The 23,630-nt window shown below is 62.5% G+C and carries 21 protein-coding genes and 1 pseudogene; 10 read left to right on the plus strand and 12 right to left on the minus strand.

Annotated features, from left to right (window positions below; translation table 11 throughout):
- The first annotated feature begins 9 nt into the window (after nt 1–9).
- Entirely contained in the window at nt 10–609 is a 600-nt protein-coding gene (locus tag ACIP21_RS20670; protein ID WP_400691376.1) for a class I SAM-dependent methyltransferase, read from the plus strand.
- Complete coding sequence (locus ACIP21_RS20675) at nt 606–1,253, plus strand: glycosyltransferase (protein WP_400691663.1); 648 nt, start codon at nt 606–608, stop codon at nt 1,251–1,253. Before ACIP21_RS20670 ends, ACIP21_RS20675 begins: the two co-directional genes overlap by 4 nt.
- A gap of 76 nt (nt 1,254–1,329) precedes the next feature.
- Here ACIP21_RS20675 and ACIP21_RS20680 read toward each other — a convergent pair whose 3' ends face one another.
- The 6 genes and pseudogenes from ACIP21_RS20680 to ACIP21_RS20705 all read right to left on the minus strand — a co-directional run bounded on the left by ACIP21_RS20680 (nt 1,330) and on the right by ACIP21_RS20705 (nt 6,483).
- Complete coding sequence (locus tag ACIP21_RS20680; protein ID WP_400691379.1) at nt 1,330–2,169, minus strand: Ku protein; 840 nt, start codon at nt 2,167–2,169, stop codon at nt 1,330–1,332.
- Nucleotides 2,170–2,267: 98 nt separating this feature from the next.
- Complete coding sequence (locus tag ACIP21_RS20685) at nt 2,268–2,858, minus strand: nucleosidase (RefSeq protein ID WP_400691382.1); 591 nt, start codon at nt 2,856–2,858, stop codon at nt 2,268–2,270.
- Between the two features lie 135 nt (nt 2,859–2,993).
- Nucleotides 2,994–3,116: pseudogene (locus tag ACIP21_RS20690) on the minus strand (general stress protein); the annotation flags it as partial.
- A 173-nt stretch (nt 3,117–3,289) separates the two neighbouring features.
- On the minus strand, nt 3,290–4,600 hold the full coding sequence (locus tag ACIP21_RS20695) for an NTP/NDP exchange transporter (RefSeq protein ID WP_400691385.1): 1,311 nt from the start codon (nt 4,598–4,600) through the stop codon (nt 3,290–3,292).
- Nucleotides 4,601–4,603: 3 nt separating this feature from the next.
- Nucleotides 4,604–5,512 (minus strand): aldo/keto reductase, encoded by a 909-nt coding sequence (locus ACIP21_RS20700; protein ID WP_400691388.1) that lies wholly within the window; start codon nt 5,510–5,512, stop codon nt 4,604–4,606.
- Nucleotides 5,513–5,601: 89 nt separating this feature from the next.
- Nucleotides 5,602–6,483: a Dyp-type peroxidase gene (locus tag ACIP21_RS20705; RefSeq protein ID WP_400691391.1), complete on the minus strand. Its 882-nt coding sequence runs from the start codon at nt 6,481–6,483 to the stop codon at nt 5,602–5,604.
- 181 nt (nt 6,484–6,664) lie between these two features.
- On the opposite strand from ACIP21_RS20705, the gene ACIP21_RS20710 reads away from it, so the two are divergent.
- Nucleotides 6,665–7,558, plus strand: a complete 894-nt coding sequence (locus ACIP21_RS20710; RefSeq protein WP_400691393.1) for a bile acid:sodium symporter family protein — start codon at nt 6,665–6,667, stop codon at nt 7,556–7,558.
- Here the strand turns inward: ACIP21_RS20710 and ACIP21_RS20715 are convergent.
- The 6 genes from ACIP21_RS20715 to vasI form a co-directional block, all read right to left on the minus strand.
- Nucleotides 7,551–8,018, minus strand: coding sequence for a sterol desaturase family protein (locus ACIP21_RS20715; protein ID WP_400691395.1), 468 nt, complete (start codon nt 8,016–8,018; stop codon nt 7,551–7,553). The two genes, ACIP21_RS20710 and ACIP21_RS20715, sit on opposite strands and share 8 nt — an antisense overlap.
- A 162-nt stretch (nt 8,019–8,180) precedes the next feature.
- Complete coding sequence (locus ACIP21_RS20720; RefSeq protein WP_400691398.1) at nt 8,181–9,794, minus strand: diguanylate cyclase domain-containing protein; 1,614 nt, start codon at nt 9,792–9,794, stop codon at nt 8,181–8,183.
- A gap of 86 nt (nt 9,795–9,880) precedes the next feature.
- Complete coding sequence (locus ACIP21_RS20725) at nt 9,881–10,882, minus strand: DNA-binding protein (RefSeq protein WP_400691401.1); 1,002 nt, start codon at nt 10,880–10,882, stop codon at nt 9,881–9,883.
- 236 nt (nt 10,883–11,118) lie between these two features.
- Nucleotides 11,119–14,703 (minus strand): type VI secretion system membrane subunit TssM, encoded by a 3,585-nt coding sequence (gene tssM / locus ACIP21_RS20730; RefSeq protein ID WP_400691404.1) that lies wholly within the window; start codon nt 14,701–14,703, stop codon nt 11,119–11,121.
- Nucleotides 14,700–16,160, minus strand: a complete 1,461-nt coding sequence (gene tssA, locus ACIP21_RS20735) for a type VI secretion system protein TssA (RefSeq protein ID WP_400691407.1) — start codon at nt 16,158–16,160, stop codon at nt 14,700–14,702. Before tssA ends, tssM begins: the two co-directional genes overlap by 4 nt.
- Entirely contained in the window at nt 16,148–16,780 is a 633-nt protein-coding gene (vasI, locus tag ACIP21_RS20740) for a type VI secretion system-associated protein VasI (RefSeq protein ID WP_400691410.1), read from the minus strand. The genes tssA and vasI overlap by 13 nt, the downstream gene beginning before the upstream one ends.
- A gap of 318 nt (nt 16,781–17,098) precedes the next feature.
- On the opposite strand from vasI, the gene tssB reads away from it, so the two are divergent.
- From tssB to tssJ, 7 genes are read left to right on the plus strand one after another with little or no spacing between them, the layout of a single operon-like run.
- Nucleotides 17,099–17,602 (plus strand): type VI secretion system contractile sheath small subunit, encoded by a 504-nt coding sequence (gene tssB / locus ACIP21_RS20745; protein ID WP_400691413.1) that lies wholly within the window; start codon nt 17,099–17,101, stop codon nt 17,600–17,602.
- Between the two features lie 16 nt (nt 17,603–17,618).
- Nucleotides 17,619–19,109: a type VI secretion system contractile sheath large subunit gene (gene tssC / locus ACIP21_RS20750; protein WP_400691416.1), complete on the plus strand. Its 1,491-nt coding sequence runs from the start codon at nt 17,619–17,621 to the stop codon at nt 19,107–19,109.
- The gene (gene tssE / locus ACIP21_RS20755) at nt 19,106–19,516 is read left to right on the plus strand and encodes a type VI secretion system baseplate subunit TssE (protein WP_400691418.1); all 411 of its coding nucleotides are present in this window, start codon (nt 19,106–19,108) and stop codon (nt 19,514–19,516) included. The genes tssC and tssE overlap by 4 nt, the downstream gene beginning before the upstream one ends.
- Before the next feature lie 3 nt (nt 19,517–19,519).
- Nucleotides 19,520–21,286, plus strand: coding sequence for a type VI secretion system baseplate subunit TssF (tssF, locus tag ACIP21_RS20760; RefSeq protein ID WP_400691421.1), 1,767 nt, complete (start codon nt 19,520–19,522; stop codon nt 21,284–21,286).
- Nucleotides 21,250–22,266: a type VI secretion system baseplate subunit TssG gene (gene tssG / locus ACIP21_RS20765; RefSeq protein ID WP_400691424.1), complete on the plus strand. Its 1,017-nt coding sequence runs from the start codon at nt 21,250–21,252 to the stop codon at nt 22,264–22,266. Before tssF ends, tssG begins: the two co-directional genes overlap by 37 nt.
- A complete protein-coding gene (locus ACIP21_RS20770) occupies nt 22,263–22,820 on the plus strand; it encodes an FHA domain-containing protein (protein ID WP_400691427.1) in 558 nt (185 codons plus the stop codon). Before tssG ends, ACIP21_RS20770 begins: the two co-directional genes overlap by 4 nt.
- Complete coding sequence (tssJ, locus tag ACIP21_RS20775; protein ID WP_400691429.1) at nt 22,817–23,611, plus strand: type VI secretion system lipoprotein TssJ; 795 nt, start codon at nt 22,817–22,819, stop codon at nt 23,609–23,611. The genes ACIP21_RS20770 and tssJ overlap by 4 nt, the downstream gene beginning before the upstream one ends.
- Nucleotides 23,612–23,630: the final 19 nt, after the last annotated feature.

Raw genomic sequence — 23,630 nt, forward strand, 5'->3', positions numbered from 1 at the left:
GGAGCCATCATGAGCCTCGACGCACGCTATTTCGCCGATTTGTACGCCAGCAACGAAGACCCTTGGGCCTTCCGTACCCGCTGGTATGAAAAACGCAAGCGTGAGCTGGTGATGGCCAGCCTGCCGCGGCAGTGCTACCCGCGGGTTTTCGAGCCCGCTTGCGCCAATGGCGAGCTGAGCGCGTTGCTGGCCGAACGCTGCGGCGAGCTGCTTTGCCAGGAGCTCGACCCCACTGCCGTGGCCTTGGCCCGTGAGCGCCTGGCAGGTGCAGGCAACGCCTCGGTCGAGCCGGCGCGACTGCCGGGAGACTGGCCAGGCGGGCGCTTCGACCTGATCGTGCTGAGCGAAATAGGTTACTACCTGGATCCGACCGACTGGCTGCAGGTCATCGAGCAGTCGGCGGCCAGCCTGAGTTGCGAGGGCGAGCTGCTGGCGTGCCACTGGAAACACCCGATCGCCGGATGCCCGCAGAACGGCCGTGAGGTTCATCAGCTGCTGGCCAGGCACCTGCCTCTTTACCCGGTGTTTCGCCACGATGAGGCCGATTTCGTGCTCGAATGCTGGTCATGCCAGCCCAGCGTGGTCGACCTGGACGAGACCTGCCCATGATCGGTGTGGTGATCCCCGCCCATAACGAAGCGCGACGCCTGGGGCGCTGCCTCAAGGCCATGGCGGCGGCAGTTGCCATGGCGCGGCAGGCGGGCCAGCAGGTCGAAGTGCTGGTGGTGCTGGACCGCTGCACTGACGGCAGCGCCAGGGTCGCTGCGCGGCATGGCGTGCAGACGCTCGCGGTGGATGCCGGTTCCGTGGGCATGGCGCGCCGCCTGGGCGCGGCGCTGATGCTCGAACACGGTGCCCACTGGCTGGCCTGCACCGATGCTGACAGCCAGGTGCCGGCGCACTGGCTGCTGTCGCAGTTGGCCTGTACGGCAGAGGTGGTTTGCGGCACGGTGCACATCACCTGCTGGCAACCGTGGCAGCCAGCGGCATTGCGCAAGCTGTACCTGGCCCGCTACGAGGCGCGCGAGGGGCATCGGCATATTCATGGGGCCAACCTGGGCGTGTGCGCGCGGGCCTATGAACGGGTGGGCGGGTTCCAGCCGCTGATGGCACATGAGGATGTGCAGTTGGTGCACGACCTGGAGGCCGATGGTGCGCAGATCGTGTGGACAGCGCGGCACAGCGTGGCCACCAGCAGCCGCTGCGACAGCCGGGCGCCGGAGGGGTTTGGGGATTACCTGGCCAATCTTTGAAGGCCTGCGTCGGCCTCTTCGCGGGTGAACCCGCTCCTACAAGAAACGTGCGGGCGTCGAACCGCTGCTGCGGCTATCAGGAAGCCTTGCGCGTCCGCTTGGTGGGCTTCTTCTCGGCAGGCGCCTTCCTGCCCCCCAGGCTGCGCTTGAGCAGCTCGGTCAGGTCGATGATATCGGCCCCCTTCTCGTCCGCCCCGCCCTGGTCCTTGTCGACCACGGCAATCTTGCCTTTGCTGGCCTTCTCCTCGACCAGGTCCATGATGGTCTGGCGAAACGCATCCTGGTACTCGTCCGGTGACCACGAACCGCTCATGTCCTCGACCAGCTTCCTGGCCATGTCCAGCTCACGTTTGTCGACCTTGGCCTCGGTCACGCTCTTGTCCAGCTCAAGGGTCTCCAGCCCGCGTACCTCATCAGGCCAGCGCAGGGTGATCATCACCAGCGCCTCCTCCAGCGGGCGCAACAAGGCCAGATGCTGGCGGGTGTGCAGCACCACCGTGGCCAGGGCCACCTTGCCGCTGCGTTCCAGGGTTTCGCGCAGCAGCGCATAAACCTTGCCACCCCGTTTGTCCGGGCTCAGGTAATACGGCGTGTCGAACTGCTGCAAGGGAATCTCGCTGGCCGCGACGAACGAGAAGATATCGATGGTCTGGGTCGCTTCTGGCCGGGCCTTGCGGATCTCTTCCTCGCTGATCACCACGTAGCGGCCCTTCTCGTACTCCACGCCCTTGACCACGTTGTCCTTGTCGATGTCCTTGCCGGTGACCTTGTTGATGCGCTTGTAGCCCACCGGCTCCATGCTGCGTTTGTCGAGCCAGTCGAAATCGACACGCTCGCTGCGCACCGCGGTGTTGAGGGACACGGGGATGTGCACCAGGCCGAAACTGATCGCGCCTTTCCAGATTGCCCTGGCCATGGGTGGCCTCCTGAGCCTGGCCCGACCATTTCGGGCGCCTATCTCAAGGGACTGCGCGCCATGGCGAAGGTTTATCCCGCCCGCCGTGCGGCACTCGGTCAATCCACGGCCGTGAACAGCACCCGCTCGAACGCCTTGGCCGCCAGGTGCACCTGCACCGCCCAGTCCTGCGCCGCATCGCTGCCGGCGTCATCGGAGATGTACTTCAGGCACACGAACGGGATGCCTTCCTCACGGGCGATCAGGGCGAACACATAGGCTTCCATGTCGACCACGTCATACGGGGCATCGCCGTGATTGATCTCGAAGCTGTCACCACTGCCGCAGGTTTCCACCGGCAGCCCCGGAATCACGGCGCCCTGCTCCAGCACCAGCGGGATGTCCGCCAGCGGCGTCTGGTAACGGGCGAAGCCCAGCGGCGTCACGTCCATGTCGCGCTGCACGAAGCGCGTGCAGCACACCACCTCGCCCTTGCCGTGGCGCAGGCTGCCGGCCGAACCGAGGTTGACGATGAGCTTGGGCCGGCGCCGGGCGATGGCCTTGGTCAAGGCGATGGCCGCGTTGACCTTGCCAATACCGGTGAACACCGTGTTGACCTCGGCGAACACGCTGCCGGCCTCGGCTTCGAGAGCGAAGACGAACAGCGTGTCGTCGAGAGAAATGTCAGGGAATTGCTGGATGAGCATCATGGTGCAGACGGGTCCGAATGGCTGGCGAGGAGCGCTGCCATTGTCGGCAAACGCTATCTGATTGCAAGCCCTCGATGACCGCGTCGCGGTTGGCGTGCGCAGTGCCAGGAGGGCCCGGCACTGCGTGGTCGTCACTTACGAGCGGCCACCCTTGCGGCCGGACTCGTGGTCCTTGGTCATGTTGCCGCCCCCCGAGGACTGGCCGCCTTTGCGGCCTGCGTCGGAAGCCTTCTGCCGGTCGTTGGCGAAGTTGCCTGGGTTCTTGTTGCTGCCCTGGCTGCCTTGGCTGCCGGTACGGCTGTTCTCTTTGTTGGCCATGGTCTGCAAACCTCATGTGACTTCAGGGTGCACGGCAAAGGCGCCGTACATAGCTTCGGAGTTCGGCGCCTCGGGAGGATTCGTTTTATCGCGACGGGTTCGGACCGGTGGCGTTAAATAAGCGGTGGTGGTGTATTTGGCGCGCCAGAAGCCGCTTGCTCGCGTTGTTGCTGACTGCGCCCCAGCCAGGCACCGGTCAGGCCCCAGCCCAGGGCGATCACGGCACCCATCACCATCGCCAGTTGCGGGTGCTCCCCGAGCAGGTCCAGGCCGCGCTTGACCCAGCCGCCGAGGGCATCGCCGCCACGATAGACCACGGTGTCGATGAAGTTCTTGGCCTTGTACTTGTCTTCGGCGGGCAGCACGGTGAAGAGCATTTCCCGCCCAGGGCGCACCAGCGCGTACTCGCCTGCACGCCGCACCACCATCACCACCACGAACACGGCGAACACCGGCGCCAGTGCCAGCCACAGGAAGCCTGCCGCCATCACCAGCGGCACGGCCACCAGCAGCACGCCCACGCCCAGGCGCCTGGCCAGGCGACCGGTGATGAACACCTGGGTGAGGATCGCCAGCGCTTGCACCACGCTGTCGATCAGGCCGAATACCTGGGTCTGCCGGGTACGGTCGGTAAAGGTCTCGCTGACGATGCGCGCCTGCTCGAAATACAGAAAGGTGCTGACGCTGGCCAGCAGCACCACGAACAAGGCGATCCCCAGCAGATAAGGCGAGTGCAGCACCGCGGTGGCCCCGGCGAACGGATTGCCGCCCAGGGGCCGGGACGCGGGCTGCGCGCAGGAAGCGGCCAGCGGATGGCGATCACGCCAGTGTTGCAGGTAGGCGCAGGCGCCGATGCTGCCCAGCAGGAACACCCCGGCCAGGATCACCAGGCCGGCATGCCCCAAGGGCGCGACCAGCAGCGTGCCCAATATCGGCCCGCTCAGGCCGCCCAGGCTGGCACCTGCCGCCAGCAGGCCGAACAGGCGCTTGCCCTGCTCGCTGGTAAACAGGTCGGCGAGCACGCTCCACGCCAGCGAGATGCTCAGCAGGTTGAATACCGACAGCCAGATATAGAAGGCGCGCGCGGTCCACAGATCGTCCGGCTCGCGGGCCAGCAACACGGCAAACAGCAAGAGGTTGCTGGCGAAGAAGCCGTAGGTCCACGGCAGGATGTAGCGCCGCTGCACCTTCGAGGCCAGCCAGCCGAACACCGGCAAGCACGCCAGGGTGGCGATGAAGGTGCCAGTGAACAGCCACTGCAGGTTGTCGACGCCACCTGCCACACCCATGGTTTCGCGCACCGGGCGCAACATGAAATAGCCGGTGAACAGCAGGTAGAACAGCGCCAGGCCGGCGATCACCACCGGGCCTTCACCGGCCTGCAGATTCATCCCCTGGCCCAGGCGCTTGCGCCAATTGGCCATGGTTCAGGCGAACTGCTGGATCAGCGCTTGCTGCTGCGCCTGGCTGAGCAGCGGCTCATGACCGGCCTTGAGCTGGTCGAGCTGGCGGTCCGGGCGGCCGGTGGCCGGGATCACCGTGGTCACCGCCGGATGGCTGATGGCGAACTTGAGGAACAGTTGCGCCCAGCTGCCGATGCCCGCCTCGGCAGCCCAGGCCGGCAGGGGCTGGTCCTTGACCCGGCCGAACAGGCGGCCATCGTCGAAGGCGCGATTGACCAGCACGGCCACGCCCTTGTCCTGGCACAGGGGCAGCAGTTCGCGTGCCGCGTGCGGGGCATTGACCGAGTAGTTGATCTGGATGAAGTCCAGCGGCTGGCTGCGCACGATGCTGGCGACCTCTTCGTGGCCGCTGTTCAGGTAGTGGGTGATACCGACATAGCGCGTCTTGCCCTGCTGCTTGAGTTCGCGGGCATAGGGCAGTTGCGTCTGCCAGTCGCGCAGGTTGTGGATCTGCAACAGTTCGACCTTGTCGGTGCGCAGGCTTTTCAGGCTGCCGGCCCATTGCGCCTCGGCCTCGCTGCGGCTGTTGGCGGCGATCTTGGTGGCGATGAAGCACTGCCGGTGCCAGCCGCCCTCCTCCAGCAGCTGCCCGAGGATACTGTCGGCGCCGCCGTAGTTGGGGGAGGTGTCGATGACCTTGCCGCCGCCGTCGAAAAAGGCCTTGAGCACCGCCTTCAACTGCTGGTAGTCCGCTGATCCCGGTTCGACTTCGAAACTGCCGGAAGTACCGGCGCCGATCACTGGCAAAGCCTCGCCGGTGGCCGGAATCTTGCGGGTCAGCAACCCGCCCGGGGTTGCCGCATGCAGCCAGGGTGCAGCGGCTGCAAGGCCCAAAACCGCCCCCGCGCGTAAGACTTCACGACGCCTGTACATGGAAAAGCTCCCGTCATGAATCGGAAACCTTCAAGGCTAGCCGCTCTTCCCCGCGCGGGCGGGTGATTCTGTATCTGGATGTTTAGCTATCAGGCTTGCAGCAGCAGGCTCAGGTCCAGGCCGGCGTGAGCCATGGGCGGGCACCAGTAGTAACCGCCGGTCAGTGGGCGGCTGAAGCGGTACAGGCCGTCGATGATGCCGTCCTCCAGGCCGCTCATGCGCCGCAGTTGCACTTCGAAGGCATCGAAACTGTGGCCCAGGGCGACGAACGCCAGGCCGGCGCCGCGGCTGTCGGCCCAGGCCACCGAGCGACGCACCATGAACGCTTCCGGCTCGAAGCTCTCCTGGGCGGTACGTTTGACGTGTGCCGACTGCGGCGCGTCGTCGAGTTCCTCGTTGTCGCTCAGGCGGCGGCCGATGATGTTGTCCTGGTCGTTCTGGGGCAGCGACTTGAAGTACTCCAGGTCGTGCTTCCACAACTGCAAGGCGGCGAAGCTGGAGCCCGCCAGGCCGGCAGCATCGCCTGCCACGATCGCGGCCTCGATGGCGGCGCCATCGACCGGGTTCTCGGTACCATCTTCATAACCGGTCAGGTCGTGGCCGCCACGGTGCAGGAAGCCATCGACGCTGTCGGCCAGGCGCAGGGCCGGGGCCAAGGCTTTTTCCAGGGCCTGGGCCTGCAGCAGCAGTTCGCCGCGCTCGTTGCCGCGCAACCACAGCCACAGGGCGTGCTGGGTGCTCGGGTTTTCCACCGCCGCATCCAGTTGCGGGAATGCGCGCAGGCCAGGTACTTCGCGGGCCAGGGCTTTCACCAGCGGCGCACCGATGCCGAGGATCAGGCGCTCGCCGTCCACGTGCGGCAACAGGGCATCCAGGGCAGCGGGCAGCGCTTCGGGCGCCTGCAGGGCGAAGAACAGGTGGCGGGCGTGGGCCGGCACCGGGGTGGCAAGCAGACCTTTCTGGAACGGCATGACAGGCTAATCCTCGGTAAAAGCGGGAATGCTACTGCGCGCGACCGCCTATCGCAACGCGGCATGCAGGCCCGTGCAGGCAAACGCAGTAACAAACGGTTACCAACTACTGGCGCACTGCGATCAATGAGACGGCGAGGCCGGCCTAGACTGCTTGCATCCTTCACCCGAGAGACCGCCGATGACCGCCTCGCCGCTGCTGACTGCCTTCCTCCCGCTGGCCCTGGGCATCATCATGCTCGGCCTTGGCCTGTCCCTGACCCTGGCGGACTTCGCCCGCGTGGTGAAGTACCCGAAACCGGTGGTGGTCGGGCTGTGCTGCCAGATCCTGCTGCTGCCGCTGGTGTGCTTTCTGATCGCCAATGGCTTCGGCCTGGAGTCGGCCCTGGCAGTGGGCCTCATGCTGCTGGCCGCCTCGCCGGGTGGCACCACCGCCAACCTGTTCAGCCACCTGGCCCACGGCGACGTGGCCCTGAACATCACCCTGACGGCAGTCAATTCGCTGATCGCGATCCTGACCATGCCGCTGCTGGTGAACCTGTCGCTGAGCTGGTTCATGACCTCGGACCAGGCCATCCCGCTGCAATTTGCCAAGGTCATGCAGGTGTTCGCCATCGTCCTGCTGCCGGTTGCGCTGGGCATGCTGATCCGCCACTGGGCGCCAGGCTTTGCCGCACGCATGGAGAAGCCGATGAAGCTGGTGGCCGCGCTGTTTCTGGCGTTCACCATCGTCCTGGCCCTGGCCAAGGACTGGCAGACCGTGGTCGCCTATGCGCCGGTGGTGGGCCTGGCGGCGCTGCTGTTCAACCTGCTGAGCCTGGGCGTGGGCTACTGGGTACCGCGCCTGTTGAACATCCCCAAGCGCCAGGCAATTGCCATCGGCATGGAAATCGGCATCCACAACGGCACCCTCGCCATTGCCCTGGCGCTGAGCCCGTCGTTGCTGAACAACGCCACCATGGCCGTACCGGCGGCGCTGTACAGCCTGATCATGTTCTTCACCGCAGCGGGGTTCGGCTGGTGGGTGAGCCGTGGGCACACGGCTGGCGAACCTGCCGCCGAAACTGTCAACTAGCCTTGCGGCGTGCCTGCAACTGACGCTTGAGCACCTTGAGCGGTGGTGCATAGAAGAAACCGAACGACACACTGCCCGTGCGCCCGCTTACCGCATGGTGCAGCCGATGGGCACGCTCCAGGCGCTTCAGGTAGCGCGTCACCGGCCGCGGCTTGCGCGGCCAGTGGCGATGAAAGAAGCCGTCGTGGGCCACTACATAGAGCACGCCATATCCCGCCACGCCGCCGCCGACCCATTGCAGCGGCGCGTAGCCGGCCTTGCCCAGGGCCACCAGCGCGGCGGCGATCAATGCCAGGGCAACCAGATAGACATCGTTGGTCTCGAGCATGCCCAGTTGCGGCTCGTGGTGCGAGCGGTGCAGCCACCAGCCCCAGCCATGCATGATGTACTTGTGCGCCAGCGTGCCAACCCCTTCCATGGCCACCAGGGTGCCGAACAGCACGGCAAGATTGAACAGCATGTCACGGTTCCGAGCGATGGCGAAGAAAGGCGCAAAGGGTACCGATTCCCGGCGCTCATTTCCACGCGGGCTGACCTGCTGCAGCTGTTTTCCAGATGAATCCCTTGTCATGTTGCCGGGGCAGCCTGGAAAAAGGCGTCAGTTCGGTGCCCTGGCAGCGCACTAGCGCTCATCGCGAAGGTGGCGCCTGTTCTGATCCTGGCGCTCTTTGCCTTCGAAATGGGCATCGACCGTGGTTGCTGCGGCATACCCATCGCGCCCCTGCCGTTTAACCTGGTACAACGCGCCATCGGCCGCAGCCATCAGGGCTTCCGGGGTGCTCCCATCTCGGTCTGGATAGCCAACGGCGACCCCGGCGCTGGCCGACACCAGCCCGGAAGGGCTGCCGGCATGGATGATCGCCTGGCGGCGCAGCAGTTGCAGGATGTCTTCAACGATCTGCTCGGCGCCTTGCAGGCTGGTGCCTGGCAGCAGCAAGGTGAACTCTTCGCCGCCATAGCGCACCGCCAGGTCCGCCGGCCGCTTCAACGCCTGTTGCAAGACGTCGGCGAAACGCCGCAGGCACTGGTCCCCTGCCGGATGCCCATAGAGGTCGTTGTAGCGCTTGAAATAGTCCAGGTCGAGCATCACCAGCGCCACCGGGTAGCCATGGCGCCGCGCGCGCTGGATTTCCGTCTCGAACACCGCATCCAGCCGCCGGCGGTTACCCAGCCCGGTGAGGCTGTCGGACAGGGCGAGGGCCTTGAGGGTCTGGTGCGCCTGGTGCAGCGCCCGCTCGATGGCGATGCGCTCGCGCAGCTGGCGCAGCACCATCCAGCCGAACGCCGCCACTGCACACAGCAACAGCAGCATCACGGCGACCGACTTGATCATATCGTGCCGCCAGGGCGCGATGATCGATTGCCAGGACAGCCCCGCCTCCACCACCAGCGGATAGCTCGCCAGTGCACGGTAGGCATACAGCCGCGGGGTGCCGTCAACCACGGCCACGGCGTCGACCAGCCCTTCACTGGCATGGGGCAGATGGTTGCGAAACACCTCGCTGTTGGCCAGGCTGCGCCCCACCACCTGTTCGACGAAGGGCCGCCGCACCAGGATGGTTCCGTCGCGCATGGCCAGCACCAGCGCGCCGCGTTCGTCGATCTTGAAGTCGCCGTAATAGCTCACGAACCAGTCCACCTTGATGGTGCCGAGCAATACGCCGGCGAAACTGCCATCGGGATAGTCCAGGCGCCGCGAAATGGGGATGATCAGCTCGCCGGAAGAGCGGCTGCGCACCACCTCGCCGATGCGCACGCTGCGTTCGGTGTGGGTACGGTGATAGATGAAGTAGTCGCGGTCGGCATTATTGGCGTCGGGCGCGATGCTGGCCTGGTCGGTGACGATCCAGCTGCCGTCCGGGCCGTACACGAACAGGCCGTGCAACTGCGGCATGATCGCCTTCTGCTGGACCAGCAAGGCATGCAGGCGCGGCCGGTCGAGGTGCTCGAAACCATCGCCTTCCAGGCGTTCGGCCAGTGCCGCAGTCATGGCATCTACCTGGCGAATGGCGTCCTCGGCGTGCTGGCCGGTGGCCCTGGCCAGGTTGAGGACCATGTTTTCGGCATTGGTGACAGCGTGCCGGTAGTCACGCCAGATGCGCCATCCTTCCACCAGCATGAACGCCAGCATCATCACCGCGATGAACGACAGCACCAGGCGGAACAGCGCCGTGGCGCGCCCTTCGCTGGTGATCGCGTACAGCCCGTCCTCGTCCTGTTTCCTGGCCGCACCCATGGAAGTCCTTGCCCTCTAGCGTTCGCCGCCTATGACTATAGTCCAGAGAACAGCCAGGCCTGGGTATCGGGCAGGCGAGAGAGGCTTTAGCCGCGAGACGCCGGTAAGGCCAACGTGTCATCCGTTGTCCTGCTCGCCTTCAATGCCTCATCCCGCTTGAACAATTCATCCTGCAGGTGCTGCAACTGCCTCCCCTGCTCCGCTCCCATGGCGCGCTGCTGCTCCAGTTGCAGCGATTGCTCCTGCAACTGCCTGCGCATCTCGTCACTGGCCCCCTGTGCCTGCGCCAGGATCGTGCGTAGCCCTTGAATCTGCGCGTCACGCTGCTCCAGCAACTCGTCCTGAACCTTGCATTCGCTGGCGGCCTGGCGGTGCTCGCCGAGCAGGCGTTCATTATCCCGATGCAGTCGGGTCAGCTCGTCCTGTTTGACGATCATGCCCTGCTGCAGTTGACGCAACTCGACCTGCAACTGCTGCAGCTGCGCTTCATGGCGCCGCTGCTCTTGCTCGCGCTGTTCGCGGCTGGCCGAGCGGTAGTGCTCCAAGGCGTCACGGGCGTGCTTGTGCTTGTCTTCCAGCGACTTCACCTGCTCGTCCTTGTCGGCCAGGCGCAACTGCAGTTCGCCGAGTGACTGGTTGAGGCTGGCACTGCGCAGTTGCTCGGCCTGCAAGGTGTTCTGCGTGGTCGTCAGACGCTCGGATTCAGCAGCCAGCGCCTGCGCCTGGATCTGCTGTTGCTGGTTGGCGGCCGCCAGTGCCTGCTGGGCGACCTGCAGCTGTGCCTGCAACTGCTCGCGCTGTTCAGTGAACAGGGTTTCCGCCTCCAGGACCTGTGCATCTGCCTCTTCCTGCACCTGTTCTGCCAACTGCGCCACCAACCGGGTCAACGACTCGCTCAACGCCGCCTGCCCCTGAAGCGCGGCAGGCTTGGGCCCTTCGAGTTCCTTCAGGTAGCGGTGGATCGTGGTCTTCGAGCCCGTATTACCCAGCTCGATACGGACCGCATCGATGCTGGGGTACTCGCCCCGGGCGATCAGCACCTGCCGCGCCTGCTGCACTACCGCCTTGTTGATACCACCACGGGCCATGTCTGCTCCTACGATTTCGTACTATGGTACGTAACATGTAAATATGCGTGTATTTTCCTGATTTCACATGGCCATATCAAGCAAAAACTAAGGTGTAATAATCACGGCTTATCGAATGTGAAGGCAAAAAAAGCCCGCAACGAAGAACGTGGCGGGCATCAGTACGATGAGGCGGTTGGCGATAGAGGCTCTGAAGTCGTAACGCGGCTCTCAATCAGCTTGCCTGGAGCCGGTATTCAGTTGACCTGGGTTTCTCGCAGCAGGCCCCTTGGCAACTTGAAATCCTTGAAAGGTTGCTGGGTAATGGGGTTGAAGGCCTTTTCGGCGTTCAGCCGATAGCGCATGACGCCATCGCCAGTCCGGAAGCTCAGGTCCACGCTGGTAGCCGTGCGCCCGTTGAGCGAGCCGCGACTGAGCAGGCGGAACATCGACCACGGACCTCGGTACTCCAGGCTGCTGCTGTTTCCGCTCTGCCTGAGCAAGGTCAGGTTACTACGCACGTGCTGCCCCAAGGTATTGGGCCAGACAATGCCAGTGATCTGACGCGGACCGTGGGTATAGGAAATAAGCTGCCCATCAAGGTCCAGCAGACTGGTGCGCTGATTGGCGCTGAGCCCCAGTGGCTCGATGCTGAACTGCACGCTCAGGTTGCCGCGCTGATCGAAGAAGGTTTCACGGATGCGATCTGCCCGCTCCAGCTGCTCGATCACATCGTTGCGAATCAACGATCGCCCTTGCCGGCCGGCCTGCAGGGCTTCGAGGTTGTCCTTCAGAAAGACCTTCAGGTACTGATCGTTGAACTGCTGCAGCCGCCCCTTCGGCCCGAAGAACGCCTCGAAGTCGTCCAGGGACGCATCGGGTGCCCGCACCACGAAGGGATAGCGCCCTGCCAGACGCTGCTGGAAAAAGCTGTACACCTCGGCATCCCAACGCCGCTCCAGCTCGCGAAGGGCTTCGACGTTCAGCACCTGTGCCGTTTGATCGGCCAGCTTCCGGACCTGGTGGCTGATCGGCTCTGGCAAGCCGGTGGCGACTCGCTGCAAGGTGCCGATTGGATCCTGCCCTGTCATCGCGAACCGTTGGTGCACTGCCTGGAGTGCAGCTTTGCCTCTGTCCGGGCTGTCCTGCACCGCCTTGGCATAATCATGAACAGCGGCAATGGCGCCAAGGGTTTCATCGTAGTAGCTGGGCTTTTCACCCATTCCCCGCAGCATGGCGCTCAACCCTGCGAAGGCACGCTGAATGGCCCACGCCTGCTGTGGCTCAGGCTTGCCGGTTGCCGGCCCAAGCGCCGCAGACGCTGCAGATGCATCAGCGTCCCCAACTGAAGGCAGCGAAGTGTTGTCCTTTACCGTAGCCAACAGCCGATGCAGGGGGGCTGCTGGCCCGGTGAACTGCTGCAGGATCGCGACCCCGTGATCAAGATCGCGGAAATCCGCCACCGAGAAAGCGTTCAGGGCACGCCGCCAACTGTCGACGAAATCGGCGCTGTACAAGTTACGCAGCCGTTCGCCCAGCGCCTCGCGGTCGGCATCCGAGTAATCGAGCTGGCGACGCTCACCCAGCGCCCACTCGTCGATCATCGCCAATTCGGCGAACCGCAGACTGCGTGGTTCGAAGTACTCCTTGAAGCCTTTGGCGGTGAGCATTGGTGCTAACACCACATCCTCACCCGGCCTGGCGCCAGCAGCCGACTGATACACCACATCGAAGGCAGGCCCGACCTCATGACGCAGGTCCAGGCCGGCATGCAAATGCTCCACCGCCTGCTGCTTGAGGCTCGCATAGACCCGCTCTGGCAGCGGTAGCCTGCGCAAAGCCTGCTGCACTTCGGTGACACGTTGGTTGTACTGGGGGAGTTCGGTATCGGCATAGGCCAAGGCGTACTTCAGGTGCCCCATGAGGTCTCGCTGCAGTTGCCCCTGGCCAGGGAATTCTCGCTGCCACTGGCGGGCCATCCATTCCTCGACCCATTCGGGCCGGCGATTCTGCCGGTCCTCCAGCATCCGGTAAACCCTGAGGGCTGCCATTTGCTGCTCACTGCCTGGCGGTGCCGCATCCATGGCATCGACTACCCCACTGGCCAAGGCCGGCAAGAAGCGTTTGGAGAGCAAGCCAAGGTAGGCCTCATCGACGCGAGGGCCGATGGCACGTCCTTGATACAGCCCTAAATCGGCAATACCCGGCCAGGCGGCGCGATAGTCGCCAAACACCGACACGGCGTCGCGGATCTGGTCCAGCGGCTCCAGCAAGTTGCGCCCGGTCGAGTCCAGGTGCGGATCCACTTGGTGATGACCGTATTCCTTGCTCTTGGCGAGCACGTTGGCGGCCTTGGCGCCATTGATATCGAAATAGCGTTGCCAGCTGGCGATCGCGACTGAAAGAGCCAGTAGCCCTACACCTGTGCCAACCCAGAGCAACTGGCGCTTGTTGCGCGCCACCCTGATGTTGTCCCCGGCAAGCCCGGCCTCCCTATGGATGATGCGCGTGAATGCGTGCTGGATGAAATAGGCCAGTGGCTTGGCCTGCGCCTTGCCTTCAAGCAACGGGAGCTTCGTTTTGTAGGGCTGTGCTGCTTCACGCACGAAAGCATTGAGCATATCGCCTTGCTGTACGACCGAAGACCAGTACACACCACGCACCAAGGCAGGCGTGGTGAAACGGTCACTTGCCAGTGTTTCTCTCAGGAAGCCCAGCAGTATTGGGCGCAACCCGACCAGTTGGGCGTGCAGCGAGAAGACACGCGCTCGCTGTGGTGCACCGCCCAACGTGTCGAGCCGGTCCACCACCTGCTCGAACAACTGGCTGATCAATTGATCGTAGTGATCGCCATACTCGTCCAGCCAGGCGTCGAATGTTCCGGCCACATCGAGCTTGAAGGTGAAACCTAACATCCTTTCCCGCGCAGCGGCAGGAAGCCCGGCGTAAAGCTGATCAAAACCATCCAGCAGGTCGAACTTGGTCAGCACCACATACAGCGGCAAGCGCGAGCCCAGCTGGCTACTCACTTCGTACAGCCGCGCGCGCAAGACATGCGCCAATGCAACGCGGTATTCAGGCGTGCCGTGCAGTAATGCCGGCAGGTCGACAACCAGTAGCATCCCGTTGAGGGCTCTCTGGCTGCGGTTGCGCAGCAGCCAACCGAGCAGGTGCTGCCATAACCTGGCCGCAGTAGCGGGCGGCACTTGCAATGCGTCTGCTTCCTCGGCTGAAAAAGCTGACCGCGATTCTTGACTGATGAAGGCGCCCGGTGGGTCGATGATCACCGCGTCGTTGCTGACCCACCAACCGATCGGGTAGGCCAGCGCTTGTGCTTGCTGGCCGCGCGCCTGTGCCTTGTCGATGCGGGTCAAAGAAAAATTTTGTTCGGTACGGTCGATGAAGCTCGACTTGCCGGCGTTCTGGTCGCCGAGTACCAGGTACCAGGGCAATCGGTACAAAGTGCGTCGCCCGCCTGCATTGTGCAGAAATCGCGACAGCCCTTGCTCCAACGCCTTCTCTTGCGCTTGAACGAATGGCAACGCTCGGTCCAGTTCAGCGGCCATTGCCTGAATGCGTTCTGCCTGCAGGTGGCGATAGCGCTTGCGCAGCACGATGAGCCAGTACAGCAGTGGCAGCAGCGCGAACACCAGACTTGCCAGCCCACGATGAGCCATGCTGGCCAGCGGTTGCTGCCCGCGCCATGTCCATTGCGGGCCGAGCCACCAGATGGCAATCAGCATCAGTGCAGCACCCAGTCCGAGCAACACCGGCATGGCCAGACCGATACGGGTCACCAGGGGCAAGCCCCAACGCTTGAGGTGCTTCCATAGTTGATTCATCGTGACTCCCGCTCCTTGTTCCGATCAGCCTGCACTGGCGGTGCGGCATACTGCTGAAGGCGTTGAAACACCTCGGGTTCCCACGTGCTTGCGGTGGTTTCCTGCATCGTTCTGGCGACACCTGCGCACAAGTCCCGAGCCAGCCAGGGCACACCCCGTGCGGCCAACAATTCAGCCGCGATAACAGTGGTATGGCAGCGTTCGCGGGGGGCTTGCAGTGCCGCCTGCATGCCCTGCAGGCGGAGCAAGACCGGTTCCACGCCGCCCGCCTCCAGCTGGCAGACCAATTCCTCGCGCAGGCTGGAAAACTCATGGGCTGTGGCCCCCGCCCCGGATACGCCTTGGGTTCCCTTCAGCCACGCCAGGCACTGGTCATCGACAAATACCCGGCCATCGCTGAAACACAACTGCTGCAGTGCCGGCATGCGCTGCACGAACCGCGCGGTCGCAGCGCGAATGGCTTCAGCCACCTCGCCCATGGCCAGCCGCGTGGCCGCACTTGCCGCCAGGAAACTGCCGCGTATCCAGTAGGGGCACGCCGTTACACTTTTTTCGATGCGCAGGAGCAATGCCGCGTCAATCGCACTGCCCGCAATGGCATCTTCATAATCGCCGGTAATATCCTGTGGCACGGCCATCAGCTCTGTACGGTTACCTTGTCTGGTTTGAGGCGCCGCCTGGATATGGGCCCACAAGCCGAACCGACGTAGCTGGTAGCCAGTCGGGTCGTACGGGTCCAGCTGATTGATCTGCTCGGCCATGCTCAGCACGGCCCGTCGCGACTCACGCTCGTTGCCCAGCGACACGCGCGGTATCGGTGTAGCGATGACCTCGGCCAGCGGTACAGGCTTGATGCTTGCCGCAGAGGCTGTGGCCGGCTCGCCCACGCCGTCGGCAATCTCGGTGTGTTGGCCAAGCAGATGCTGCAGTTCGCCCAAGAGAGCTTCATCCAACTGCGCAGCAGCCTGCTGCTGTCGCAACCGTTGCAATGCGTCCTGGGCCGCTGCCGCGTGAGCAGGGCTGTACGTGAAGCGGTCCAGCCGTGGCAGCGCTTCGATCAAACGGTTGAGCATCAGGGCAGCCAGCTTGCGCTTGCCCAGGAAACCTTTGGGGCCGGGTTTCGGGTGTGAGCTCTCCCAATACCGTTCGACCACGCCAGCTAGCAGCGCCAAGGTAAAACCCCAGCGTTCCCAGCATCGGCTGCGCAGCCAGGCGACACTCAAATGCGCAGCGATGCGTAAGTGCTTGCACTGCTGCCCCAGGTACTGGCGGGACGCTTCTTCGATGTAGGCCCAGTCGATCGAGGACGCCTGCAGCCCGCCCAGCTTGACCATTTCCTGGTCAATGGCCTGGTAGGTTTCGTCCTCGACATCGAACAGGCCTGCGGGCGCCTGCGCATCGATGGGTGCCAGCAGCCGGGCAATTTCCTGCGCGTCGACCTCTGCTACCAGCGACATGTTTTGCGCGCCTCATCGATGAGTGGGTCCAAGCCTTGAGCATCGAATACCAGCCCATCGATGGAGGGGTTGTCGCTGTGCACCTGAATACGCTGAGCTCCGATCAGCTGCTTGATCTGCTCGATTCCCGGCAAACCTCTGCCGGCGTCGAGCACCTGACCGTTCTCCGTCACCTGCCAGGGCGTAGGGGCTGTTGCGCCAAGCGCCGCCTGCAATCGGACCGTCACCCGTCCGGCATCGATGGGTTGTGGCGTGATCAGCTGCAACCTGGAGATGTTCTGCACACAGCTGATCACCAGGTAGGGATGCGGTGCGATCGAAGCGATCGCGGGCGCCGCGATCATCAGCCCGTGCTTTTCCGAGGTGAGGCGAAACGTAAGGTCATCGTGATTTCGCCCTGCTTCATGGGTCAGCACACGACGCACCGTGGGTGAGTCCTGTTCCGGCGCCGACCATTGCGCTGGCACAAGGTGTGCGGGCGTTCCGGCTGATTTATCGAAACACGCCAAGCGCTCCAGGTTAGACACGATCCGCGGGCAATCCTGATCGGAATAAACAGGGGTTGGCAGGCCGCCGAGTATCAGCAAAAGACTTACGCCATATGTATTTTTACCAAGCATCGCAAGTAAATTCCCTCTCGACAGTACATACATCCTATTCAGACCGACCAATCAAAAGCCGCTCTCACGGGCACTCCAAAACCCGAAAACGGCAAGAGCCTAGCCCATAAAAATCAATGAGCACAAACAAATATTTTTTTACATTTTCGCACTCGACTAGATAACAAAATCGAAGGCATGGTTTTTAGGCGAGCGATAACAACGCCTGCCATTTGTTTATACCGCACACCAATATCAGGGAAATTTCCTACAAAATAAACCGACACCAAAAAAATAATTATCAGGAATTATCCACACCAACCAAGGAGAGATTCTGCGATGTCAAAATCCACAGGGTCGGTTGCACCCAAAGAACGCATAAACATCAAGTACGTACCTGCCACAGGTGATGAGCAGGCCGAAGTAGAGCTGCCCCACAAGATGCTGGTGATGGGCGATTTCGGGCTTGATGACGCCCGTGCGCTGGAAGACCGGTCGGTCATGCGCATCGATAAACACACCTTCAACAACGTGCTGAACGACGCCGATGTCAGCTTGGCCATGTCGGTACCTTCCATGCTCAGCACAGCAGCCGATGCGGAGCTGGCGGTCAACCTGCAGTTCAGGTCGATCACTGACTTCGGGCCGGACGGCATTGCCCGCCAAGTGCCCGAATTGAGCAAGCTATTGGCGCTGCGGGAGGCACTGGTAGCGCTGAAAGGCCCGCTGGGCAACGTGCCAGCTTTCCGCAAGCAGTTGCAGCAGCTGTTGAGCAACCCGCTTGCCCGCAAACAACTCGCAGAAGAACTGGACCTGGTGCTCGAGGCGCCAAAAGAAGATTGAGACAACGGAGCGTCCCATGCCAAAACCTACCAGCACTCCCCTCACCGGCGAACGTTCCGGCGAGACACTGAACAATGCCACCTTGCTCGACCAGATCATGGCCGAAACCCGACTGGCGCCCGCTCAAGAAGGCTATCAAGTCGCTCGCCAAGGCGTATCGGCCTTTATTGCTGAAGTACTAAAAGACAATGATCCAGAGCAACTGATCAACAAACACCGCGTCGACCAGATGATTGCAGAGCTGGATCGTGTGCTCAGCAAACAAATGGATGCCATCCTCCACCAACCGGCCTTTCAGGCGCTTGAATCCTCGTGGCGCAGCCTCAAACTTCTGGTGGATCGCACGGACTTCCGCGAAAACATAAAGCTTGAAGTTCTGCATGTCAGCAAAGAAGACTTGCTCGATGATTTTGACAATGCAGCAGACATCACCTGCAGCGGCATGTACAAACACATCTACACCGCAGGATACGGGCAATTCGGTGGTGAGCCGGTGGCGGCCATGGTGGGGAATTACAACTTCGGCCCCTCGTCTCCCGACATCAAGTTACTGAGCTACATGGCTGCCGTCGGCGCCATGTCTCACGCGCCCTTCCTCGCTGCCCCCTCCCCCGACTTCTTCAATTTGAGCAGCTTTGAAGAGTTGCCCAACTTGAAAGAAATCAAGGACATCTTCGCCGGGCCGCGTCATGCCAAGTGGCGCGCCTTCCGCGAAAGCGAAGATGCCCGCCACACCGCGCTGACCGGGCCACGCTTCATGCTCCGCTCGGCCTACCACCCCCAGGAACAGCCGATCAAGAGCTTCAACTACGAAGAAAACATCGACGGCCGACACGACAACTACCTGTGGGGCAACTCCGCCTTCCTGCTGGCCAGCTGCATCAACGACAGCTTTGCCCGCTACCGTTGGTGCCCGAACATCATTGGCCCGCAGTCCGGTGGCGCCGTCGAGGATCTGCCAGTACACCTTTACGAGGCACTGGGACAGTTGCAAGCGAAGATCCCCACCGAGGTGCTGATTTCCGACCGCAAGGAGTTCGAGCTGGCCGAGGAAGGCTTCATCGCCCTGACCATGCGCAAAGACAGTGACAACGCCGCCTTCTTCTCGGCTAATTCGGTACAGAAGCCTAAGAACTTTCCAAAGACCCCGGAAGGCTTGCAAGCACAAACCAACTACAAGCTGGGCACGCAGCTGCCTTACCTGTTCATCGTCAACCGCCTGGCCCATTACATCAAGGTGCTGCAACGCGAGCAGATCGGTAGCTGGAAGGAACGTCGCGACCTTGAATCCGAGCTGAACAAATGGATCAAGCAGTACGTCGCCGACCAGGAAAACCCCTCGGCCGACGTACGCAGCCGTCGCCCCTTGCGAGCCGCGAAGGTCGAGGTATCCGATGTGGCCGGCGATCCAGGCTGGTACCAGGTTTCGCTCGCCGTGCGCCCGCACTTCAAATACATGGGCGCGAACTTCGAGATCTCGCTGGTCGGCCGGCTTGATACCCAATGACCGGACTTTTCGACCGCTTGGTTGCGGACCAGTCCGTAATCCGGGAGCCGTCCAGGCAAGAGAACGCCTCCCACAAGTTCGCCGCCATCAAGCGCCACCTGGAAACACTGCTCAACGCCCGCCAGGGTTGCTCACAGAGCAGCCCTGAGCTGGGCCTGCGTGATTTCAATGGACATGACATGAACAGTGGCGACCTCCTGAAGCAAGTGAGCGCCGACATCCGACGCACCATTCGGCGCTTCGAGCCTCGCGTGCACGTACGTTCACTCAAGGCCGTGCCCGATTGCCACGCCCCACAGGAGCTGCATTTCAGGCTGGACTGCCAGGTGCAGGTGAACAATCACACGGAGCAGCTGCAATTGGAACTGCTGGTCAATGGCCACAACCGCCATACCCGAGTGAGGTGACCGATGTCACTCAAGGATCGATTCAGCGAAGAGTTGCGTTACCTGCATGAGCTAGGGAATGACTTCGCCAAAGACAACCCACAGCTTGCCCGGCTGCTCGGCAAGGGTGGCAGCGACCCGGATGTCGAACGCCTGATGGAGGCCTTCGCGTTCCTCACCGCCAAGCTGCGCCTCAAGTTGGAGGACGACCTCCCAGAGCTGACGCACCCCATGTTGCAGCTGCTGTGGCCCAACTATCTGCGGCCGCTGCCGAGCGCCACGATCATCCAGTTCACGCCACGCAAGCAGGCACTCAGCCAGTCGCAATGCGTGCCAAAGGGAGCGCGGCTACTCTCCAAGCCAGTGGACGGGATTCGTTGCGAGTTTCGCACCTGCACCGATGTGGACATTCATCCGTTCGAGATCGACGCGATCGGTTCAACCCAGACGCTCGACAGTTCAGTGGTTCGTATCGACCTGCGAACCCTGGTCGAGCGGCCATTGAATACGCTGGGCTGCACCCGCTTCGACTTTCACTTGAGCGGTGCCACCCGGACAGCGCGCACATTGTACCTGTGGCTCGCTCACTACCTTAGCCATGTCAGCGTGAACATCAATGGCCAGGTCCGCCGGCTGCCGGCCAGCAGCGTCGCCTTCCCAGGTTTCAGCCCAGACGACGCGTTGCTGCCTTATCCGCAGAATGTCTTCGACGGCTACCGGATCCTGCAGGAATACTTCATCTTCCCTGAGCGCTTCCACTTCTTCGCCCTGACGGGCCTGGAGCAAATCTGGCCTGATCAGACGGCTCGGCATGTGGGCCTCGAATTCCACTTCATCCGCCAGTTACCTGATTCGCTGCGGATCGGCAAATCGGATTTCGGCCTGTTCTGCGCCCCCGCGGTAAACCTGTTCAAGCACAGTGCCGAGCCCATCGACCTCTCCAACGAAGCCGCCCAGGTCGAGCTCACGCCCAAAGGTGACGAGCGGCATGCCTATGAAATCTTCAGTGTCGATCAGGTCATCAGCACCCGTACGACAACAGACGGCAGTACCGGCAAACACCTGCGAACCTTCCGCCCTTTCGAGTCGTTTGCCCATGAGATCGAGCATGTCCAAGGCCGCACGGCGCTGTACTACCGCTACACCCTTGAAGACTCACTGCGTGGAGATGGCGTCACCCACCGCATCGCCTTCGTGCGTGGGGATGCCAACGCCTACATCGGTGAGTTGGAGACGGCGTCCATCGACCTGACCTGCACCAACCGCGATCTGCCGCTGGCATTGGGCGTCGACGACATCAACGTGCTCTGCGAGGTCACTCCGCCGCTGACCACCTACACCAACATCCGTACACCGACACGCCCCTGTCGGCCGGTGCTGGACGGTCAGCTGCAGTGGGCCTTGATATCCAACATGTCGCTCAACTACTTGTCACTGCTCGCGGCCGAGCCATTGAAGGCGGTCATCCGCGCTTACGACTTTGCGGCCCTGCACGACATCCAGCAGACGCGCACCACCCGCAAACGCCTCGATGGCATCCGGGATATCCAGACAGCGCCTCTGGATTGGCTGATCAAGGGGCAACCCATTCGCGGCTTGCGCACGCAACTGAAGCTCGATCAGGCCGCGTTTCTCTGCGAGGGCGACCTGTACCTGTTCGGCTGCGTGCTCGCGCACTTCTTCGCCCTGTACGCCAGCATCAATTCCTTCCATCAACTGGAAGTGATCAACATCACCAACAACGAGCACTACACATGGCCTATCCAGACCGGCAAGCAACCGCTGATCTAGCCGACAAGTTGCTCGCGGACGCGCACCGGTACAACTTCTACCAGTTGCTGGAGCGCCTTCATGGGCTTCACGGAGACGATCTTGAACCCCGCTGGCCCAGCGAGGACGCCCGGACGCGCGTGCGGCTTGGCAGCGATCCGCGACTGACGTTCCCTGTTTCGGACATCTACAAAGCCGAGCGCATGACCGAGACGGACAACCGCTATCGCGTGTGCGCCACGTTCATGGGCCTGCATGGCACCGACTCGCCGTTGCCGTCCTACTACCTGGAGCAGGTGGCATACGAGCATGCACAGGGCGTCGGCGTGCGCCCGGCCTTTTTCGACTTCTTCAATCACTACCTGCTCAGCCTGTTGCACCGCATCTGGCGCAAGTACCGCTACTACATTCGTTTCCAGCCGGGTGCCCGCGACGGATTCTCCCAGTACATTTTTGCCCTGCTCGGCTTGAACGACAAACAACTACGGGGCGACACGGCGTTGCCCTGGAGCCGGTTGCTCAGCTTTGCGGGCGTTATCGCCAGTCGCAGCCGCGCCCCCGGCACCGTAGCCGGCATCATTGCCCACTGCTTCGACCTGAAGCAGGTGCAGATTCGCGAGTTCGAATCCCGCTCGGTACCTACGACGATCCAGCAGCAGGTAAGCCTTGGCCGCAACAACGGTGAGCTGGGCAATTCTTTCATGATCGGCAGCCGCACGCGGACTCGCAGCAGCAAGTTCACCATCGTGATCAGCGAGCTTGACCAGGCACAGCTGCGTGGTTTGTTGCCCAGCGGCATCAACTTCAATCGCTTGCGTGCCCTGATCGACTTCCTGCTGCGCGATGGCTTGGCGTACGACCTGGAACTGCGGTTTAAGCAGAACGCGCTGTCGCCCTTCTGCCTGCACCCGAGCCAAGGCGCTCATTTGGGCTGGACCAGCTTCGTCGATGACCGCCATGGCCAGGTCAGCCCCGTCGTGCGGTTTCGGGGGCGGTCATGAGCACATTGACCTTGAGCATCACCAACCTCGACCAGTTGCAGCACAACGTCACAGCCCGGCACCAGTTCAATCGCGCAGGTGGCACCATCGGCAGCGTGGGGGCCACGTGGCTGATCAATGATCGTGAGCAGAGCGTAGCGCCGATCCATTGCGAGATCCGCTGGATCGAAGACGGCTTTTGCGTGATCGACTGCTGCCAGCGCACCTATCTGAACGACAACCTCGAAAGCTTGGGCCCACTCTTGGCCAGGCGTCTGCTCGAAGGTGACCAGCTTCGTGTTGGCGCTTATCGACTGTTGGCTCAGCTCTCACAAGACGAAGCCCGTTCGCTGGAGGCGTTATTCGAATCCGACTCGCGGGTACTCGACCAACTCATCCTGGATGCACCAGCGCAGTGCTGGCTGCCCAGATCGACACCGATACCAGAAGTCGCTGAGATCTGTTCGGTGTTCGATCCGGGTATGGGCAACGATCCCTTGGCAGCGCTGGACGCGGTGAGGGAGCCCACGCAAGAGACCCCGCTGATCCACCTGATGACAGGAGACCGCCCATGATGCGTCATTCACTGGTGGTCGGCCTTCTGACAGCACTGGTCGGGCTCTCGGGCTGTACCTCCCTGAGCAAAATTGGCCAAGTGGTCATGAACCCATCGATACCCGTCGGGCCGCCCAAGGATCATCCTACCGAAGTCGCGTTCAGCATCAACGCCAGCCCCACCCTCAACAGCAATCCAAACAGTCTGGCTGTAGCGGCCGAACAAGATGGTAGCCTGGAGCCCAGCCCCTACGCGGTCAACTTGAGCGCGGGCGACCCCTACGCCCTGACCGAGAAAGTCGCGACCCTGTTCGAGTTTCTTCAGGAGCAGTTCCCGGCAAGCTCGCCCGTCGAGTTGCCAGTGGAAGAGACCGACGAGCCAGCTCGCTCGCCCTTCGAGGAAAGCGCGCCTGGTCGCTACGAAGACTCCAATGTGGTGTTGACCCTACCGCGTGCAATCACCACCGCCGCCGAGCCGGTCGCCACCCCGATGTCCATCAAGATCCTGCAACTGCGCGACGACTCGCTGCTGCGTAACAGCCTCTACGAGTTGTTGGACAAAGACCCCGCCAAGGCGCTGCGCAGTACCTATATCCGCGATGACGATTACCTGCTACGGCCTGGGCAGTTCAAGTTCATTCCCTTTACCGCCATTGAGCCCGAGACCCGCTTCGTCGCGGTAATCGCCGACTACCGGAATCAGGAAAACGCCACCTGGAGCCAGGTACTGCGCATACCTCCCCGCGGCCACCGAATCATCCTGTCGGTGTTGCTCAACGACACGCAGGTCCTGCTCAAGGAAGAAGACTGATGGTTGCCCAGCCCTTCTC

This window comes from Pseudomonas sp. NPDC089401 (genome assembly GCF_044749485.1).
Lineage (GTDB): Bacteria > Pseudomonadota > Gammaproteobacteria > Pseudomonadales > Pseudomonadaceae > Aquipseudomonas.

Bases quoted from the DNA above. Each gene is read 5' to 3' on its own strand.
- ACIP21_RS20680 (WP_400691379.1), bottom strand. From the start codon at position 2,169: ATGGCCAGGGCAATCTGGAAAGGCGCGATCAGTTTCGGCCTGGTGCAC.
- ACIP21_RS20675 (WP_400691663.1), top strand. From the start codon at position 606: ATGATCGGTGTGGTGATCCCCGCCCATAACGAAGCGCGACGCCTGGGG.
- ACIP21_RS20705 (WP_400691391.1), bottom strand. From the start codon at position 6,483: ATGCCGTTCCAGAAAGGTCTGCTTGCCACCCCGGTGCCGGCCCACGCC.
- tssG (WP_400691424.1), top strand. From the start codon at position 21,250: ATGGCCTATCCAGACCGGCAAGCAACCGCTGATCTAGCCGACAAGTTG.
- tssF (WP_400691421.1), top strand. From the start codon at position 19,520: ATGTCACTCAAGGATCGATTCAGCGAAGAGTTGCGTTACCTGCATGAG.
- tssE (WP_400691418.1), top strand. From the start codon at position 19,106: ATGACCGGACTTTTCGACCGCTTGGTTGCGGACCAGTCCGTAATCCGG.
- ACIP21_RS20725 (WP_400691401.1), bottom strand. From the start codon at position 10,882: ATGGCCCGTGGTGGTATCAACAAGGCGGTAGTGCAGCAGGCGCGGCAG.
- tssM (WP_400691404.1), bottom strand. From the start codon at position 14,703: ATGAATCAACTATGGAAGCACCTCAAGCGTTGGGGCTTGCCCCTGGTG.
- vasI (WP_400691410.1), bottom strand. From the start codon at position 16,780: ATGCTTGGTAAAAATACATATGGCGTAAGTCTTTTGCTGATACTCGGC.
- ACIP21_RS20710 (WP_400691393.1), top strand. From the start codon at position 6,665: ATGACCGCCTCGCCGCTGCTGACTGCCTTCCTCCCGCTGGCCCTGGGC.
- ACIP21_RS20770 (WP_400691427.1), top strand. From the start codon at position 22,263: ATGAGCACATTGACCTTGAGCATCACCAACCTCGACCAGTTGCAGCAC.
- tssB (WP_400691413.1), top strand. From the start codon at position 17,099: ATGTCAAAATCCACAGGGTCGGTTGCACCCAAAGAACGCATAAACATC.
- ACIP21_RS20685 (WP_400691382.1), bottom strand. From the start codon at position 2,858: ATGATGCTCATCCAGCAATTCCCTGACATTTCTCTCGACGACACGCTG.
- tssJ (WP_400691429.1), top strand. From the start codon at position 22,817: ATGATGCGTCATTCACTGGTGGTCGGCCTTCTGACAGCACTGGTCGGG.
- ACIP21_RS20700 (WP_400691388.1), bottom strand. From the start codon at position 5,512: ATGTACAGGCGTCGTGAAGTCTTACGCGCGGGGGCGGTTTTGGGCCTT.
- tssC (WP_400691416.1), top strand. From the start codon at position 17,619: ATGCCAAAACCTACCAGCACTCCCCTCACCGGCGAACGTTCCGGCGAG.
- tssA (WP_400691407.1), bottom strand. From the start codon at position 16,160: ATGTCGCTGGTAGCAGAGGTCGACGCGCAGGAAATTGCCCGGCTGCTG.
- ACIP21_RS20720 (WP_400691398.1), bottom strand. From the start codon at position 9,794: ATGGGTGCGGCCAGGAAACAGGACGAGGACGGGCTGTACGCGATCACC.
- ACIP21_RS20695 (WP_400691385.1), bottom strand. From the start codon at position 4,600: ATGGCCAATTGGCGCAAGCGCCTGGGCCAGGGGATGAATCTGCAGGCC.
- ACIP21_RS20715 (WP_400691395.1), bottom strand. From the start codon at position 8,018: ATGCTGTTCAATCTTGCCGTGCTGTTCGGCACCCTGGTGGCCATGGAA.
- ACIP21_RS20670 (WP_400691376.1), top strand. From the start codon at position 10: ATGAGCCTCGACGCACGCTATTTCGCCGATTTGTACGCCAGCAACGAA.